Annotated in this window: 13 protein-coding genes; 7 read left to right on the forward strand and 6 right to left on the reverse strand. The window is 74.4% G+C overall.

Annotation, left to right across the window (positions count from 1 at the left end):
- Positions 1-63: 63 nt before the first annotated feature.
- Positions 64-768: a TetR/AcrR family transcriptional regulator C-terminal domain-containing protein gene (locus KLI87_RS33585; protein WP_156219923.1), complete on the reverse strand. Its 705-nt coding sequence runs from the start codon at positions 766-768 to the stop codon at positions 64-66.
- 114 nt (positions 769-882) lie between these two features.
- Between KLI87_RS33585 and KLI87_RS33590 the strand changes: the two genes are divergently transcribed.
- On the forward strand, positions 883-2,337 hold the full coding sequence (locus tag KLI87_RS33590) for an MFS transporter (RefSeq protein WP_214620248.1): 1,455 nt from the start codon (positions 883-885) through the stop codon (positions 2,335-2,337).
- 42 nt (positions 2,338-2,379) lie between these two features.
- Positions 2,380-5,337 carry an AAA family ATPase gene (locus KLI87_RS41255; protein ID WP_308166400.1) on the forward strand — a complete coding sequence of 986 codons (2,958 nt, stop codon included), beginning with the start codon at positions 2,380-2,382 and terminating at the stop codon, positions 5,335-5,337.
- Between the two features lie 341 nt (positions 5,338-5,678).
- Here the strand turns inward: KLI87_RS41255 and KLI87_RS33600 are convergent, their stop codons facing one another.
- Entirely contained in the window at positions 5,679-6,398 is a 720-nt protein-coding gene (locus KLI87_RS33600; RefSeq protein ID WP_308166402.1) for an IclR family transcriptional regulator C-terminal domain-containing protein, read from the reverse strand.
- Positions 6,399-6,614: 216 nt separating this feature from the next.
- On the opposite strand from KLI87_RS33600, the gene KLI87_RS33605 reads away from it, so the two are divergent.
- The 3 genes from KLI87_RS33605 to KLI87_RS33615 all read left to right on the forward strand — a co-directional run bounded on the left by KLI87_RS33605 (position 6,615) and on the right by KLI87_RS33615 (position 10,542).
- Positions 6,615-8,585, forward strand: a complete 1,971-nt coding sequence (locus tag KLI87_RS33605) for an acyl-CoA dehydrogenase family protein (RefSeq protein WP_214620249.1) — start codon at positions 6,615-6,617, stop codon at positions 8,583-8,585.
- A gap of 168 nt (positions 8,586-8,753) precedes the next feature.
- Positions 8,754-9,620, forward strand: coding sequence for a hypothetical protein (locus KLI87_RS33610; protein WP_156219919.1), 867 nt, complete (start codon positions 8,754-8,756; stop codon positions 9,618-9,620).
- A gap of 106 nt (positions 9,621-9,726) precedes the next feature.
- Positions 9,727-10,542 carry a bifunctional 2-polyprenyl-6-hydroxyphenol methylase/3-demethylubiquinol 3-O-methyltransferase UbiG gene (locus KLI87_RS33615; protein ID WP_156219918.1) on the forward strand — a complete coding sequence of 272 codons (816 nt, stop codon included), beginning with the start codon at positions 9,727-9,729 and terminating at the stop codon, positions 10,540-10,542.
- 390 nt (positions 10,543-10,932) lie between these two features.
- Here the strand turns inward: KLI87_RS33615 and KLI87_RS33620 are convergent, their stop codons facing one another.
- The 3 genes from KLI87_RS33620 to KLI87_RS33630 form a co-directional block, all read right to left on the reverse strand.
- Entirely contained in the window at positions 10,933-12,066 is a 1,134-nt protein-coding gene (locus KLI87_RS33620; protein ID WP_214620250.1) for an acetyl-CoA C-acetyltransferase, read from the reverse strand.
- Between the two features lie 66 nt (positions 12,067-12,132).
- Positions 12,133-14,199: an MFS transporter gene (locus tag KLI87_RS33625; protein ID WP_214620251.1), complete on the reverse strand. Its 2,067-nt coding sequence runs from the start codon at positions 14,197-14,199 to the stop codon at positions 12,133-12,135.
- Between the two features lie 70 nt (positions 14,200-14,269).
- Positions 14,270-14,665, reverse strand: coding sequence for a hypothetical protein (locus tag KLI87_RS33630; protein ID WP_242891657.1), 396 nt, complete (start codon positions 14,663-14,665; stop codon positions 14,270-14,272).
- 106 nt (positions 14,666-14,771) lie between these two features.
- Here KLI87_RS33630 and KLI87_RS33635 point away from each other — a divergent pair, with 106 nt between their 5' ends.
- The gene (locus KLI87_RS33635; RefSeq protein WP_173390917.1) at positions 14,772-14,933 is read left to right on the forward strand and encodes a hypothetical protein; all 162 of its coding nucleotides are present in this window, start codon (positions 14,772-14,774) and stop codon (positions 14,931-14,933) included.
- A gap of 218 nt (positions 14,934-15,151) precedes the next feature.
- On the forward strand, positions 15,152-15,964 hold the full coding sequence (locus tag KLI87_RS33640) for a class I SAM-dependent methyltransferase (RefSeq protein ID WP_214620252.1): 813 nt from the start codon (positions 15,152-15,154) through the stop codon (positions 15,962-15,964).
- Here KLI87_RS33640 and KLI87_RS33645 read toward each other — a convergent pair whose 3' ends face one another.
- Entirely contained in the window at positions 15,965-16,960 is a 996-nt protein-coding gene (locus tag KLI87_RS33645; protein ID WP_214620253.1) for a zinc-binding alcohol dehydrogenase family protein, read from the reverse strand.
- Positions 16,961-16,962: the final 2 nt, after the last annotated feature.

The raw sequence follows: 16,962 nt of genomic DNA on the forward strand, positions 1-16,962 counted from the left end.
GAGCCGGACGTCGCGGGCGCCTGGGCACGCGCGCCCCCGGCGCTCCCACCCGGCGGGGGCGGTCTACCGGGGGCCGCTGCCCTGAGTCGCGGCCAACTGGGCCTGGAGGCCGTCCAGGAGATAGTCGAGGCCGGTGCTGAAGCTGCCGTCCCAGTCGTCGTCGTACAGGTAGCCGTTGGCGGCGAGCGTCGGGTACCGGCCGTCCGCGCGGAGCTGCCGCTGGCCGAGGTCGCGCTCCGCGTCGGTGATCCGCAGGGCGGCCTCGGTGGACGCGGAGCCCATCACGTGGTTGTAGAGCGCCCAGGTCGCCGCCGCGAGCCCCTTCCCGGAGAAACCGGCGCGGGCCAGCGTCGACTGGAGGATCTCCATCCAGGCGAGGAAGTTGGGGCCGATCGTCGGCCGCTGCCGGGCCGGGACGGCGGCGGCCCACGGGTGCCGCAGCAGCGCGGCCCGCCAGGCGGCCAGGACGGACGCGACGTCCTCCCGCCATCCCCCGCCGGGCGCGGTCCCGGGCGGCACCTCGCCGAAGATCGCGTCCACGGCCAGGTCGATCACGTCGTCCTTGGTGTCGACGTGCCAGTACAGCGAGGGCGCGACGACCGCCAGCCGCTCGGCGAGGCGGCGCATGGTGAGCCGGTCGATGCCCTCCTCGTCCAGCAGCGCGACGGCCGCCTCGACGATGCGGGCGAGCGTCAGCGGCGGCTCGCCCTTCCGCGTGCGGCGCGGGCGCAGCCAGACGCTCCGTACCCCGTCCTTCGGCTCGCTCATCGCGCCTCTTCTCTCCACATTCAGCGCCCGGACCGGCACGGCGAGTGTAGTACCGTGTTCGCCGTCCCTAACAACGTTAGGGAGTCTCAAACGACGTTAGACGAGGAGATGGCCGTGGAGACCGAGACGGTGGAGCCCGGCACCGGGGAGCCGGTGGCCGGACGGCGGTGGTGGACGCTGGCGGCGGTGAGCGCGGCCCAGCTCCTCGTCGTCCTGGACGGGACGATCGTGAACATCGCGCTGCCCTCGGCGCAGGAGTCGCTCGGCATGTCCGACGCGAGCCGGCAGTGGGCCGTCACCGCCTACGCGCTGGCCTTCGGCGGGCTGCTGCTGATCGGCGGCCGGGTCAGCGGCGCGCTCGGCCACCGGCGGACGTTCGTCGCCGGGCTCGTGGGCTTCGCCGCCGCGTCCGCGCTCGGCGGGGCCGCCACCGAGCCGGGCCTGCTGTTCGGCGCCCGCGCCGCGCAGGGGGTGTTCGCCGCCGCGCTCGCGCCCGCCGGGCTGTCGCTGCTGACGACGACGTTCACCGAGCCGGGCGAGCGCGGCCGGGCGTTCGGGGTGTTCGCCGCCGTCGGCGCGGCCGGGTCGGCGGTCGGGCTGATCGCGGGCGGGCTGCTGACCGAGTACGCCGACTGGCGCTGGTGCCTGTTCATCAACGTCCCGATGGCGCTGCTGGCCGTCCTCGGCACCGTGTTCGTGCCCCGCGACCGGCCCCTCCGCGAGGGGCGGCTGGACGTGCCCGGCGCCCTGCTCAGCGCCGCCGGCTTCGCCTGCGTCGTCTACGCCTTCAACGAGGCCGAGCCGCACGGCTGGGGATCGGTCAAGGTCATCACGCTGCTGAACTGCGGCGTCGTGCTGCTGGTGGTGTTCACGGCGGTCGAGGTCCGCGCGTCCCACCCGCTGCTGCCGATGCGGGTGCTGCTGCACCGCGCCCGCGCCGGGGCGTTCGTGTCGATCACGCTGATGTTCCTGGCGATGTTCGGGTTCTACCTGTTCATGAGCTACTACACCCAGGGCGTCCTCGGGTACTCACCGGTCCAGGCGGGGCTCGTGCTGATCATCAACGCCGCCGCCGCGCTGGTCGGCTCGACGCTCATCGCCGGACGGCTGCTCGGACGCGTCGCCCCCGGCCTGCTGATCGTGCCGGGCCTGATCGCCGCGGCCGCCGGGATGCTCGTCCTGACCCGCCTGACCGAGCACAGCGGCCACGTCCTGCCGGTCTACCTCCTCCCGGCGCTGGTGCTCACCGGCCTCGGTCTCGGCTGCGTCATGCCGCCGACCGCGAGCCTCGCCACGGCGGGCATGAGATGGCACGACATCGGGGCCGCGTCGGCCGCCTACCACGCCTCCCAGCAGCTCGGGGCCGCGCTCGGCACCGCCCTGCTGAACACGATCGCCGCCACCGCGACCGCGTCCTACCTGGCCTCGGGCGGGCACACCGCGAAGGCCGCCACCGTGCACGGCTACACCACCGCGCTGACCATCGGTTTCGGCATTCTCGTGGTCGCCGCGTGCCTGACCGCGGCGCTGGTCGTCCCGTGGGGCCGCCGGGAACGTCTCACGGAGTGAAACCCGGGTGGGAATGTCGGATCCGTTTGGCATGCTTGTGACGTGAACGTACGTGCGATGGGTCCGGTGCTGGTCGGCAGGTCGGCCGAGCTGGCCGAGCTGGAGGGCGCCCTCGCCGCCGCCCCGGGCGCCGTCCTGCTCGGCGGCGAGGCCGGCCTGGGCAAGACCCGGTTGATCCGCGAGTTCGCCGCCCGGCTGCACGAGCCCGCCGGCGCGGGGCCGCGCGCCCGGCTGCTGATCGGCGGCTGCCTGGAGCTCGGCTCCGACGGCCTGCCGTTCGCGCCGTTCACCACCGTGCTGCGCGGCCTGGTCCGCGACATCGGCATCGACGGCGTCGCCGGGCTCGTCCCGCGCGGCGACACCGGCGGCCTCGCCCGGCTGCTGCCCGAGTTCGGCGAGCCCGAGAGCGACGCCGCCTCCGGTGAAGAGCGGGCCCGCCTGTTCGAGGTCGTGCTGGTCCTGCTGGAGCGGCTGGCCGAGCGCGGCCCGGTCGTGCTCGTGATCGAGGACGCGCACTGGGCCGACCGCTCCACCCGCGACCTGCTCGCCTTCCTCGTCCGCAACATGGGCGCGGTGCCGCTGCTGATCGTGGTGACCTACCGCACCGACGAGCTGCACCGCACGCATCCGCTCCGGCCGCTGCTGGGCGCGCTGGAGCGCACCGACCGCGTCCGCCGCCTCGACCTCACCCGCCTGTCGCGCACCGACGTCGGCGCGCTCGTCGCCGACGCCCTCGGCAGCGCCCCGGCGCCCGGCCTCGTCGAGCGGATCGCCGCGCGCAGCGAGGGGAACCCGCTGTTCGTCGAGGCGCTGCTGGACGACGACGGCACGCTCGCCTGCGAGCTGCCCGAGTCCCTGCGCGACCTGCTGCTCGCGGGCGTCCAGCGGCTCCCCGAGGAGACGCAGGACGTCCTGCGCGACGCCAGCGGCGGCGGCACCCGCATCGAGCACGCGCTGCTGGCCGCCGTGTCCGGGCTCGACGACACCGCGCTGACCCGGGTGCTGCGCCCCGCCGTCGCCGCGAACGTGCTGGTCGTCGACGGCGACGGCTACGCCTTCCGGCACGCGCTGATCCGCGAGGCCGTGCACGACGACCTGCTGCCCGGCGAGTACACGCGCCTGCACACCCGGTACGCGCAGGCGCTGGAGAACGACCCGGGGCTCGTCCCGTCCGGGCGGCTCTGGGTCGAGCTGAGCCACCACTGGCTCGCCGCGCACGACGCCACCTGGGCGCTGGTCGCCTCCTGGCGCGCCGCCGCCGACGCCCGCAAGGCCCTCGCCTACGCCGAGTGCCTCACGATGCTCTCCCGCGTCCTCGAACTGTGGGACCGCGTCCCCGACGCCGCGACGCGGATCGGCGCCGACCACGTCAAGGTGCTGGAGGAGGCCACCTCCGCCGCCGACCAGGCCGGCGAGTACGACCGGGGCGTCAAGCTCGCCACCGCCGCGCTCCGCGAGATCGAGGAGGCCGAGGGCATCGGCGTCCGCGCCGCGTCCATGCTGGAGTGGCGGGCCCGCATGCGCTACCAGCTCGCGCGGCCCGGCTTCGTCGAGGACCTCCGCACCGCGGTGACGGCGCTGGACGGCGCGCCGCCGACCGCGCTGCGCGCCCGGGTGCTGTCCACGCTCGCGACCTACGTCCGGCTCACCACCGACATCGGCCAGGCCCGCGCGGCCGCCGAGGAGTCCCTCGCGATCGCCCGCGAGATGAACGACGTGGTCACCGAGGCCGAGGCGCTGATGACGCTGTTCTGCGCCGACATCGACTACGGCAACGACCCGATCCAGATCCACGAGGTCGAGGAGGCGGCGCTGCGCAGCGGCAACCACCGGGTCGCGCTGCGCTACGCGGTGATCAAGTCCCACTACCTGGAGGGCGCGGGCCGCCACGAGGAGGCCGAGGGCGTCGCCAGGCGCGGCAAGGAGCAGGCCCGCGAGTACGGGGTCAGCCGCACCCAGGGCACGTTCCTGTGCATCAACCAGGCCGAGCCGCTGGTGTCCCTCGGCCGCTGGGACGAGGCCCTCGCCGTCCTCGGGCACGCGATCGAGCAGGACCCGGCCATCACGATCCGCACCTCGCTGCTCGTCCTGCACGGGGAGATCGCGCTCGCGCGCGGCGACCTCGACACCGCCCGCAACCGGCTCGCGGGCGCCCGCGAGGTCATGAACCTCAAGATGAAGTGGCTGAAGACGCAGGACTACTTCGCGACGCTCCGGCTGGAGGCGCGGATGGCCCTCGCCGAGGGCCGGCACGACGCCGTGATCGCCGCGGCCCGCCAGGTCGTCGACCAGGCGGGGCTGCCCGACGACGCCCGCTACGCGTGGCCGGTGCTCAGCCTCGGCGCGCGGGCCTGCGGCGAACTCGGCGACGCCGCGGCCGCCGATCTGGAGGCGATCGTCGGGCGCACCGCCACGCTGCACACCGGCGGCCCGCTGCTGGAGGCCATGCGCCTCACGTTCGTCGCCGAGGCCGCGCGCGGGCGCGGCGTCCTCGACCTGGCCGCGTGGGACGCGGCCGCCGCCGCGTGGGAGAGGCTCGGCAACCCCTACCCCCGGGCCGAGGCGCTGACCGCCGCCGCCGAGGCCGCGCTGGCGGGCGGCGACCACGACGGCGCCGCCGTCCGGCTCCAGACGGCCACCGGGCTCGCCGCCGGACTCGGCGCGGCCCCGCTCGGCTCCCGGATCGACGAGCTGCGCCGCCGCGTCCGCGCCCCGCGCCGGGCGGGCGCCGAGGCCACCGCGCCGCTCGGCCTGACGCCCCGCGAGTACGAGGTGCTGCGCCTGGTGTCGGAGGGCCGCAGCAACCGCGACATCGCCGAGGCGCTGTTCATCTCGGTGAAGACGGCCAGCGTCCACGTCTCCAACATCCTCGGCAAGCTGGGCGTCGCCAACCGGGGCGAGGCCGCCGCGACCGCGCACCGGCAGCGGCTCTTCGCGACGGCGGCTGTGTTGACTGAAGCCTCGGCCCAAGGGGGCTCGCCTGGCGGCTGTGTTCATTAAGTCACGGCCCAAGACACTCGCCTGGCGGCTCGTGCCTTGACCGCGCCTTGGCGGGCGCGGCATCGCTTCGCGATCTTCCCGGTGGGGGCTCGCCTCCGGCTTCGCCCCCACCGGTCAGCTAACGCGCCCGCGTGACGGCTGAAGTCGCTGCGCGGCACTTCTCAGCGCGGCACTTCTCAGCGCGGCACCTCTCAGCGCGGCACCTCTGGGCGCGGCACCCTCCAGCGCGGCACCTCCCAGCGCGGCACCCCCCAGCGCGGGCACTTCTCGGCGCGGCACCTCCCAGCGTGGCACTTCTCAGCGCGGCACCAATCAGCGCGGTCTCTTGTCCGGATTGCGGGTCAGGGGGTGAGGGTCAGGGTGCGCTGGATCTTGGCGGCGGTCGCGCGCAGCCGGTGGGCCGAGGACTCGATCCGCGGCAGCCGGCGCGGGCGGCAGGAGACCGCGAGCGCGCCGATCATGCCGTTGCCGTCGGCGACCGCGACGGCGGCGCAGGAGGTGCCGAGCGCGTACTCCTCGCGGTCCAGCGACAGGCCGGCGGGGCCGCTGAGCCCGCGCAGCAGCCGGCGCGGCTCGGTGACCGTGTGCGGGGTGAGGTCGACGAGCGGGTGCCGGGACAGGTAGTCGCGGCGCTGCCCGTCGTCGAGCTGGGCCAGCACGCACTTGCCGATCGCGGTGGCGTGCGCCGCGTCCTCGAAGCCGACCCACAGGTCCACGCGCGGGGCGCGCGGGCCGTCGGCGACGTCGACCAGCCGAATCTCGCCGTCCACGTGCAGGCCGAAGTAGGCGGCGGCGCCCAGCTCGTCGCGCAGGCCCGCGAGGGACGGGCGGACGGCGGTGAGGAGCTGCTGCATCCGGGTCCGGCCGTGCAGCGTCTGGACGCGGTGGCCGAGCACCCACACGCCGTCCGACAGGCGGGTCGCGTAGCCCTCGTGGGCGAGGGTGCGCAGCAGGTGGTAGGTCGTGGCGAGGGGGAGGTCGGTCTCGCGGGCGAGCTGCTTGGCGGGAGCGCCGCTCGGGTGCGAGGCGACCGCCTCCATGAGACGCAGAGCACGTTGCACAGAGGCGATAAGAGTGGGTCTGCGTGTCTCTTCCATTACGCACAGCGAACCCCTCCCGCGCGGGCCGGTCAAGGGATTTGCCGACACCGGCCCGGTGGACGCGGAGAATCTCACAGACACGCCGGTCCGGCCGCGGGACCGTGACCTCGCTCGACCGGAGAGTAACTTCGGCGGGGAGGGAAGACGGCGGGACGACGCTTTCGCGAAGGAGCCGGCATGAGCAAGCCGAGCCACGCCCCCGACAAACACGCCCCCGACCACGTGGACGAGCGGACCGCGCGGAAGGTCGCCGAAGAGGCCCGCGAAACGCGGTGGCGACTGCCCAGTTTCGGAAAACAGCTTTTCCTGGGCGATTTCCGTCTCGATCTCGTTCATCCGCATCCGCGCCCGACGGACGAGGCGCGGCGGCGCGGCGAGGAGTTCCTCGCGCGGCTGACCGCGTTCTGCGCGACGAAGATCGACCCGGCGCTGATCGAGCGGGAGTCGCGGATCCCCGACGAGGTGGTCCGCGGACTGCGCTCGCTCGGCGCGCTCGGCATGAAGATCCCGGAGCGCTACGGCGGGCTCGGGCTCGGGCAGTACCACTACGGCCGCGCGCTGATGGTCGTCGGCTCGGTCAGCCCGGCGCTCGGCGCGCTGCTGTCGGCGCACCAGTCCATCGGCGTCCCGCAGCCGGTGCGGCTGTTCGGCACGCAGGCGCAGCAGGACGCCTGGCTGCCGCGCTGCGTGCACGAGATCAGCGCGTTCCTGCTGACCGAGCCCGACGTCGGCTCGGACCCGGCGCGGCTGCGCGCCACCGCCGTCCCGGACGGCGACGGCTCCTACGTGCTCAACGGCGTGAAGCTGTGGACGACCAACGGCGTCGTCGCCGACCTCGTCGTCGTGATGGCGCGGGTCCCGAGGTCGGCCGGGCACCCCGGCGGCATCTCCGCGTTCATCGTCGACATGGCCGCCGAGGGCGTCACGGTCGAGCACCGCAACGCGTTCATGGGGCTGCGCGGTATCGAGAACGGGGTCACGCGGTTCCACGACGTCCGCGTCCCGGCGGAGAACCTGATCGGCGCGGAGGGCGCCGGGCTGAGGATCGCGCTCACCACGCTCAACACCGGGCGGCTGTCGCTGCCCGCGGGCTGCGCGGCGGCGGCCAAGTGGGCCGCGCGGATCGCGCGGGAGTGGTCGCGCGAGCGCGTCCAGTGGGGACGGCCGGTCGGCGAGCACGAGGCGGTGTCGCGGAAGGTCGCGTTCATCGCCGCGACCGCGTACGCGCTGGAGGCCGTGCTCGACCTGTCCGCCCTGCTCGCCGACGACGAGCGCGCCGACATCCGGATCGAGGCGGCGCTGGCGAAGCTGTGGTCCTCGGAGATGGCCTGCCGGGTCGCCGACGAGCTGGTGCAGCTGCGCGGCGGGCGCGGCTATGAGACCGCCGAGTCGCTCGCGGCGCGGGGCGAGCGCGGCGTGCCCGCCGAGCAGGTGCTGCGCGACCTGCGGATCAACCGGATCTTCGAGGGCTCCACCGAGATCATGCACCTGCTGATCGCCCGCGAGGCGGTGGACGCGCACCTGTCGGTGGCCGGCGACATCATCGACCCCGGCGCGTCCGCCGGGCGGAAGGCGCGGGCGGCGGCCCGCGCGGGCGGCTTCTACGCGCGCTGGCTGCCGACGCTGGTCACCGGCGCCGGGCAGCGCCCGAACGCCTACGGCGAGTTCGGGCCGCTGGCGCGGCACCTGCGCTACGTCGAGCGCGCGTCCCGCAAGCTGGCGAGGTCGATCTTCTATGCGGCCGGACGCTGGCAGGGCGGCCTCGAATACCGGCAGGGCTTCCTCGGCCGGATGGTCGACATCGGCGCCGAGCTGTATGCGATGAGCGCCGTGTGCGTCCGCGCGCGGGCCGACACCTCCGCCGACGGGCCGCTCACCGGCGCCATGTCCGGGCTCACGCCGGGCCCGTCCGCGACCCTGCTCGCGGACGCGTTCTGCCGGCAGTCGCGTATCCGCGTCGAGGAACTGTTCGACGGGCTGTGGCGCAACACCGACACGATGGACGTGAAGCTGGCGCGCGCCGTCCTCGCCGGGGACTTCGCCTGGGTGGAGGAGGGCGTTCTCGACCCGTCCATTCCCGGGCCCTGGATCGCGCCGTCCGACCCCGGTCCGAGCGGCGTGGAGACCGTTCACCGCACCATTGAGTAACTCCTCGTCGCCAATCGGAAACTATCCGCATGCAATCGGCGCGCAAAGGGGATAGCTTTCCTCCGGTGGCCGAGCACAGCGCACCGCCCGTTCCCGGATCGGGCGGTGCGCTGCGCTTTCCGGATGTCCGGCGGTACCCGGATGTCAGGCGGAAGGAGCGGCGGGGCGATGCTCAGCGTCATTCTCGACGACACACGCGATCCCGCACGCAACCTCGCCCTCGACGAGGCCCTCGCCCGTGCCGCCGCGTACCGCTCCGCCGTCGGGCACGGGCCGCGGACGCTCGTCCGCCGGTCCCCCTCCGGCCGCCCGGTCGCCGGGCGCTTCGCCTCCGCCCGGCCCCGTCCCGCGCACTCGGCCCTCGGCGGCGCCGTCGCGGGGCTGCCCGTCCTGCGAGTGTGGCAGTGCTCCCCCAGCGTCATGGTCGGCCGGTTCCAGGACGTCGCGCGGGCCGCCGACCTGGCGGCCTGCGCGCGCGACGGCGTCGAGGTCGTGCGGCGCGCCACCGGCGGCGGGGCGGTGTGCTTCGGCCCCGGCACGCTCGCGTTCACGCTCGTCCAGCGGCCGGGGCGGCGCGTCCCGCTGGAGGAGCTGGTGTTCGCGGCGGTCGAGGGCCTCGGCGTCCCGCGCGGCCCGCTGCGGGCGGGGCGCGCCGTCCAGGCGGCGCGGCTGCTCACCAGGACCGCCTGCCTGGTGCATGTCGCCGTCCAGGTCGGGCCCGGCGGCGCCTGCCCGGCCGGAGACGCGGCCGGGGACGCGGCCGGGCGGCCGACACTGGCCGATTTCGGCCCGGCGATGACGATGGACGCGGTCCGCGCGGCGGTCCTCGGCGCCGTCGTGGACGCGTTCGGGGCCGCGCGGACCCGCCGTCCGGACGCGCTGGAGAGTTCGGTCCGTGACCATCTCCATGCGGTGCGCTACGGTGACCTCGCCTGGCATCTCACCGGCGCACCGGGGGACGGCGCGAGCATGTCCGGTTCGCGGGCCGCGGGCGAGGGCGAACACTCGGCGTCGGCTGCCCGTACGGATGGGTAGACTGTCCGACCTTGCGCCCGAGATCGGACCATTCGCGGGGATCTGGTCCCTCGATCCGGCGATACAAGAAGCGAAACACCCAACGCAGCCAAGCGAGCGGGAAGTAATGCAGCCACCAGCTCAGAACAAGTCCATCGCAGCTACCCTCCTCAACCTCCTCGGCAGTAAGCCCAAGACCCGACCGGCCAAGAGCGCGGGCGGCGGCGACGTCGTCCAGCCCGCCGCGGGGGATGGCGCCCTGGAGAACCACCTCGGCGGGGACGAGGCCCGCAACTACCGCAAGTACGAGTACGAGACGGTCGCGCCGCACGTCGGACGCTCCCTGCTGGAGATCGGGTCGGGTCTCGGCCACTTCTCCGAGCAGTTCGCGGGACGGCTCGACTACCTGGTCGTCAGCGACAACGACCCCTACTGCGTCGGCGAGCTGCGCAAGCGCTACGACGGCGACGACGACGTCGAGGTCATCGACCTGGAGCTCCCGGCGGATGTGAAGATCCGCCAGAAGGTCGACACCGTCGTGATGATGAACGTCCTGGAGCACATCAAGGACGACGCCCAGGCCCTGCGCGACCTCGCGGCCGTGACGCTTCCCGGCGGCCGGATCGTCATCTGGGTCCCCGGCTACATGCAGCTCTACGGCGACTTCGACCGCAAGGTCGGGCACGTGACCCGCTACACCCCGCAGACGCTGGAGGCCACGGTCCGCGCCGCCGGCCTCGTCCCCGAGGTGCTCAAGCCGATCAACTTCCTCGGCGGCATCGCCTGGTGGTTCGCGGTCCGCCGCGGCGGCGCGGGCTACCCCGACCCGAAGCTCGTCAAGATCTACGACCGGACCGTCGTGCCGCTGACGCGCGGCATCGAGCGGCTCGTCCGCCCGCCGTTCGGGCAGACGGTGTTCTGCGTGGCGCGCGTCCCGCGCTAGCCGTTCCGCTCGGCACGCCGCACCCCGCGATCGGCGTGGCCGTGACTCCGCACAGGGGCGGACCACCTCGGGTGGTCCGCCCCTTTGCCTTGCCGGGGCGAGGGTTCCGGGACCAATACGCAGGTTCCAGGACGGAATCCGTCCGATGGACGTTCTAGGTATACCGATTCATGACGTCCCGTGCTGCGTGCGGGCCGTCCGACCAGGAGACTGGTCAGTGGTCGGACGGGTCACGAGCCGCCTCTCCCGGCGGAGAAGCACCGTCTGCTTCCGCGGACCGTGACCCCGAGGGCCAGCCACTGAAGTTCCCGTGTGGTCCGACGGTCCGGTGGCGAGGGCCCGGGAGGGGAGGCCCTCGCCGTCGGGCCCCCACCCGGAGGGCGCCGGCGGTCAGAGCCTCTCGATGATCGTCGCGTTCGCCTGGCCGCCGCCCTCGCACATCGTCTGGAGGCCGTAGCGGCCGCCGGTGCGCTCCAGCTCGTGGAGCAGCTTGGTCATCAGCACGCCGCCGGTCGCGCCGAGCGGGTGGCCGAGCGCGATGGCGCCGCCGTTGGGGTTGGTCCGCGCGAGCGGGGCCCCGGTGTCGGCGGCCCAGGCGAGCGGGACGGGCGCGAACGCCTCGTTGACCTCGAACACGTCGATGTCGCCGATCTTCAGCCCGGCGCGGTCGAGGGCCCGCTCGGTCGCCGGGATCGGGCCGGTCAGCATGTAGACCGGGTCGGACCCGCACACCGCCAGCGTGTGGACGCGCGCCCGCGGCGTGAGGTTGTGCCGCCGGACGGCGTCCTCGGAGGCGATCATCAGCGCGGACGCGCCGATGGAGATCTGCGAGGCCGCCGCCGCGGTGATCGCGCCGCCCTCGCGCAGCGGCTTGAGCGCCGCCATCTTCTCCAGGCTGGTGTCGGGGCGGGCGCCCTCGTCCTTGGTCAGCCCGGCGACGGGCGCGATCTCCCGGTCGAAGTACCCCGCCTCGATGGCCCGGCCGGCGCGCCGGTGGCTCTCCAGCGCGAACTCCTCCAGGTCCTCGCGGGTGAGGCCCCACTTGTCGGCCATCATCTCGGCGCCGCGGAACTGGGAGATCTCCTGCATGCCGTACCGCTCGGCCCAGCCCTCGCCGTAGGGGAAGTCGAGCCCCTGGACGATGCTCGCGCCCATCGGCACCTTGGCCATCTGCTCGACGCCCGCCGCGACCACGAGGTCCTGCGTGCCCGACAGGACGCCCTGCGCGGCGAAGTGGATCGCCTGCTGCGAGGACCCGCACTGCCGGTCGATGGTGACGCCGGGCACGCTCTCGGGCAGGCCCGCCGACAGCCACGCCGTCCGCGCGATGTCGAGGGTCTGCGGGCCGACCTGCATGACGCAGCCCATGATCACGTCCTCGACCGCGGACGGGTCGGCGCCGGTGCGGTCGACGAGCTCCTTGAGCACATGGGCCCCGAGGTCGGCGGGGTGGACGTCCTTCAGCGCGCCCTTCCTCGTGCCGACGGGAGTCCGGACCGCGCCGACGATGTACGCCTCGGCCACTACGCCTCCAAAGCGGGATCGGGGTTCGCCCCGAAACCGAGTGAGATTCGGTGAGTCGCTACGAGGTTACCTCGCGCCGGTCGCCCCGGGAGGGCGGCGCGGCGGGCCTCCGGGAGGCACGGCGTGGATCTCGCGCCCGTCGGCGTCGTCGCCGAGGCTCGCCTGCGCGAGGTCGGACAGCACCTCCGACAGCTCGGGGTGCTCCTCGGGCGACCAGCCGTCCAGCAGCCGGGCCAGCCCGTCGCGGCGCGCGGCGAACAGGCGCTCGGCGGCGGCCAGCCCGGTCGGGGTGATCGCGAGGACGCCGTCGCGCCGCTCGACGTAGCCCGCCTCGACGATCCGGTCGACGTAGGGGCGGCCGTGCTCGACCGGGACCCCGGCGCGCTCGGCGAGGTCGGGCCCGGCGACCGTGCCGTCCTTGGCGATGCGGCACAGCGCCCACATGCTCCCGGCGGGCAGGTCGACGCCCGCGAGCCGCCCCAGCCGGTTGTAGACCTCCAGCGCCCGCGCGTCGCCGCGCATCAACTCGCTCAGCGCGCGCTCGATCTCGTGCCGGGACGAGCGGACGGTCGGCGCCGCCCCGAACCCCTCGCCGTAGTCGCGCGTCTGCGAGGTCGCCCGCAGCGGCACCTCGCGAAGGAACAGGGTCAGCACGAACGCGGCCGCCGCGACCGGGACCGCCCACAGGAACACCGAGTCGATCGACTGCGCGTAGGCGTGCAGCACGCCGTCCTTCACCGGGGCGGGGTAGCGGTCCAGCAGCTTGGGGTTCCCCTGGACGGCGGCGGGGTCGAAGCCCGGCGGGAGCATCCGGTCCTTGGCGAGGTCCTCGACATGGTCCGCGAGCCGGCTGCTGAACACCGACCCGAACACCGCGACGCCGAACGAGCCGCCGATCTGCCGGAAGAACGTCACCCCCGACGTCGCGGCCCCGAGGTCCTCGTACGACACCGCGTTCTGCACGGCGATGACCAGCACCTGGAGCACCAGCCCGAGCCCGAACCCGAGCAGCGCGAACCGCAGGCTCATCGACAGCGTCGAGGAGTCCTCGTCCAGCCGGGAGCACAGGTAGAGCGCCACCGCGATGATCGGCGTCCCCGCGACCGGGAACGCCTTGTACCGGCCGAACTTGCTGATCAGCTGCCCGGACCCGATCGAGCTGCACAGCATGCCGAGCATCATCGGCAGCAGGTGGACGCCCGACAGCGTCGGCGACACCCCGTGCACGACCTGGAGGAAGATCGGCAGGAACGTCAGCGCGCCGAACATCGCGAACCCCACCGCGAAGCTGATCGCCGACCCCAGCGCGAACACCGGCTCGGTGAGCAGCCGCGGCGGCATCACCGGCTCGGCCGCGCGCCGCTCGACCAGCAGCCACACCCCGATCAGCGCGACCGACCCGGCGCCCAGCGCGATGATCGGCGCCGAGGTCCAGCCGTAGCGGGTGCCGCCCCAGGTCGTCATCAGCACCAGCCCGACCGACCAGCCGACGATCAGCAGCGTGCCGAGGTAGTCGATGCGGTGCCGCCGCCGCTCCCCGCCCGCGTGCAGCACGGCCGCGATCACCAGCAGCGCGACGACGCCGATCGGCAGGTTGATGTAGAACACCCAGCGCCACGACAGGTTGTCGACGAACCAGCCGCCGAGCAGCGGCCCGCACACGCTCGCGACGCCGAACACGGCCCCGAACATGCCCTGGTAGCGGCCCCGCTCGCGGGGCGGCACCACGTCCCCGACGATCGCGACGACGAGCACCATCAGCCCGCCGCCGCCGAGGCCCTGCAGCGCCCGGAACCCGATCAGCTCCGTCATGTCCTGCGCGAGCCCGCACAGCGCCGACCCGGCCAGGAAGATGACGATGGACGTCTGGAACAGCCGCTTGCGCCCGTACTGGTCGCCGAGCTTGCCCCACAGCGGCGTGGAGGCCGTCGAGGCCAGCAGGTAGGCGGTGACGACCCACGACAGGTGGTTGAGGCCGCCGAGGTCGCTGACGATCGTGGGCAGCGCGGTCGAGACGATCGTCTGGTCCAGCGCGGCGAGCAGCATGGCCAGCATGAGCGCGCCGAGGACGACGTACAGGTCCCGGCCGCGCGGCATGGCGCGCCCGTCCCGTGGCACCGTCCCCGCCGTCATGAGCGACCCCCTCCGACGCAAGGGCACCCCTACCCGCCCTCGACCGGAGATCACCGCCGCGCCGGGAGGGTCAGCCGAAGAGGTCCTTCGCGATCTTGGCGGCGCCGAGCGTGGCGGCGACGGCGGCGATCCCGGTGCCGGCGGCGGTCGACCACAGCGGCAGGCCGGGACGGGTGCGCAGCCCGCTCATGATGTCGACGGTGTCGACCGCGCAGCCGACCCGCGTCCACATCCGGCGCCCGGAGCGGTCGCTGAGCAGGTAGCCCGCGCCGAGCGCGATCTCCCGGGCGCCGAACATGCGGGCCAGGTAGTCGCGGCCCGGGTCGCTCGCGCCCAGCCCCAGGACCTTGGCGGTCAGCCCCGGCGCCGCCAGCGCCGCGACCCCGAGGGTGACGCGCGCGGTCGCCAGGTTGACCATGAGGCCCTCGATGCGGTCACGGCCCTCTGTTTCCTTCGTCTCTGCCACACCGCCGAGATTATCGGCAGGGGCGCGTCTCCCGGGGCCCGGGTAACCCCCGGCTTACACGTCTATGGTTCTAGGAGGCGGCTGTCCCTCCGGAACGAAGGTGGCCATGGAAGGCATCCTGAGCCTCGGCGTCATAGCCCTGCTCGCCACGTTCTGCGTGCGCTGGGTCGCGGTGAAGATCCGCGTTCCCATGCCGACCCGCGTCGCGGTGATCACGGTGTTCCTGCTGTCCGTCGGAGCCTGGTACGGGCACGACATGGGCGGCTGAGCGGCGCGTTCCGCGCCGCGGCACGGGTGGAGTGCGCATTCGGCGACGGTACGCGGCGAACTTCCGGCCTCCATCGGGAGTCATAACTGGCGAAACCGGCTGTACGCCCGTCCGCCCCACTCCCGGCGTCCGCGCCCCCGCGGACCAGCGGACGTGCCGCCGGGCGGTCCCGCCACACCCCGTCCGGCGCAGCCGGCCCGAGCCGAGGGAGAGCACCCGTGCCGCATCCGGCCACCGCGATCCAGGAGTCCGGCGGCGCGATCGCCCCGCATCTGCGTCGGCTGCTGGAGTTCGTCGAGCCGAGGCCCGGCGACGTCTGCCTGGACGTCGCGCGCGGGCACGGGCCGATGCCGGCGGCGCTGCGCCCCCGCGTCCGGCACGTGACCGCCGTGGAGGCGCTCCCCGCCTCCACGGAGGGGCGCGGGACCCGGATGGCCACGGTGACGTTCGGGACTGGACCGGTCCGCATCGCCGACGGCGACCCGCCGCCCACGCCCGCGCCGGTGGAACGTCCCACAATCGCCGGTGGCCCCGACGGCACGCGGGTCCGCGCCGACGCCGCCGCACTCCCCTACCAGGACAACGCCTTCTCCCTCGTGACGGCCCGGTTCTCGCTCTACAACCTGGGCGACCCGCAGGACGTGCTGCGCGAGCTGCTGCGGGTGTGCGCCCCGGCCGGGCGGCTGGTGATCGCCGACCTCGTCCGGGGGAACCTGGCCGGGCCCGACCGGGACCGCATCGAGCGGCTGCGCGACCCCGACCACCCGGGCACCCCGTCCATCGCCCGGCTGACCGAGATGGTCACCTCGGCGGGCGGCAGCATCCGCCGGCTGGACGTGTTCACCGTCGAGCGTCCCGTCGAGCCGTGGCTGGACGGCGCGCGCGACGGCGCCGCCGCCGACCGCATCCGCGAGGCGCTCACCGCCGAGGTCGACGGCGGCCCCCGCACCGGCGCCAAGCCGCGGATCATCGGCGGCGAGCTGTGGTTCACCCAGTCCTGGGCGCACGTCGCCGCCGAGCCGATCCCCTGATCAGGGGACGAGCACGGCCGCCCCGGTGAACCGGTCGGCGGCGAGGTCGGCGAGGGCGCGGTCCGCCTCGTCCAGCGGGTAGGGGCGGGTGGTGACCGCCACGTCGAGGCGGGAGGCGAGCGCGAGGAACTCCTCGCCGTCCGCGCGGGTGTTGGAGGTCACCGACCGCACCTGCCGCTCCTGGAACAGGTGCCGCTGGTAGTCCAGGGACGGGACGTCGCTCAGGTGGATCCCGGCGATCGCGAGCGTGCCGCCGCGGTCCAGCCGCTCCAGCGCGGCGGGAACAAGGGCGCCCGCGGGCGCGAAGATGATCGCCGCGTCCAGCGGGGCCGGGCCGGTGTCGAAGGAGTCGCCCGCGAACGAGGCGCCGAGGTCGCGGGCCAGCTCGCGCGCGGCGGCGCCGCGCGTGAACACGTGCACCTCGGCGCCCTCGGCGAGGGCGATCTGCGCGGCGAGGTGCGCGGACCCGCCGAAGCCCCAGATGCCGAGGCGGCCGCCGGGCGGCGGCGCGGCCCGGCGCAGCGCGCGGTAGCCGATGATGCCCGCGCACAGCAGCGGCGCGGCGCGGACGTCGTCCAGCCCCTCCGGCAGCCGGTAGGCGTAGGCGTCGACCGCGAGCGCGAACTCCGCGTAGCCGCCGTGCGCGTCCCAGCCCGTGTAGACCGAGCCGGGGCAGAGGTTCTCGGCGCCGCGGCGGCAGAAGCGGCAGGCGCCGCACGTCCCGCGGAGCCAGGCCACCCCCACCCGCTCCCCCACCGCGTGCGCGGCGCCGGGACCGGCGGCGACCACGGCCCCGACGATCTCGTGGCCCGGGGTCACGCCCGGTAGGTGGACGGGCAGGTCGCCCTCCGCGACGTGCAGGTCGGTCCGGCACACGCCGCACGCGAGCACGCGCACCAGCAGCTCGCCCGGACCGGGCGCGGGCACGTCGCGGTCGGCGCGGCGCAGCGGCCCCGACGCGATCGGGGCCGGGGACGCCACCGCCCAGGCGCGCATCG

Source organism: Actinomadura sp. NEAU-AAG7 (genome assembly GCF_018603865.1).
GTDB classification, from domain to species: Bacteria; Actinomycetota; Actinomycetes; order Streptosporangiales; family Streptosporangiaceae; genus Spirillospora; species Spirillospora litoris.

What these genes read in the sequence shown, in the direction of transcription:
- KLI87_RS33615 (WP_156219918.1), top strand. Translation starts at nt 9,727, where the DNA reads ATGCAGCCACCAGCTCAGAACAAGTCCATCGCAGCTACCCTCCTCAAC.
- KLI87_RS33625 (WP_214620251.1), bottom strand. Translation starts at nt 14,199, where the DNA reads ATGACGGCGGGGACGGTGCCACGGGACGGGCGCGCCATGCCGCGCGGC.
- KLI87_RS33605 (WP_214620249.1), top strand. Translation starts at nt 6,615, where the DNA reads ATGAGCAAGCCGAGCCACGCCCCCGACAAACACGCCCCCGACCACGTG.
- KLI87_RS33610 (WP_156219919.1), top strand. Translation starts at nt 8,754, where the DNA reads ATGCTCAGCGTCATTCTCGACGACACACGCGATCCCGCACGCAACCTC.
- KLI87_RS33585 (WP_156219923.1), bottom strand. Translation starts at nt 768, where the DNA reads ATGAGCGAGCCGAAGGACGGGGTACGGAGCGTCTGGCTGCGCCCGCGC.
- KLI87_RS33645 (WP_214620253.1), bottom strand. Translation starts at nt 16,960, where the DNA reads ATGCGCGCCTGGGCGGTGGCGTCCCCGGCCCCGATCGCGTCGGGGCCG.
- KLI87_RS33635 (WP_173390917.1), top strand. Translation starts at nt 14,772, where the DNA reads ATGGAAGGCATCCTGAGCCTCGGCGTCATAGCCCTGCTCGCCACGTTC.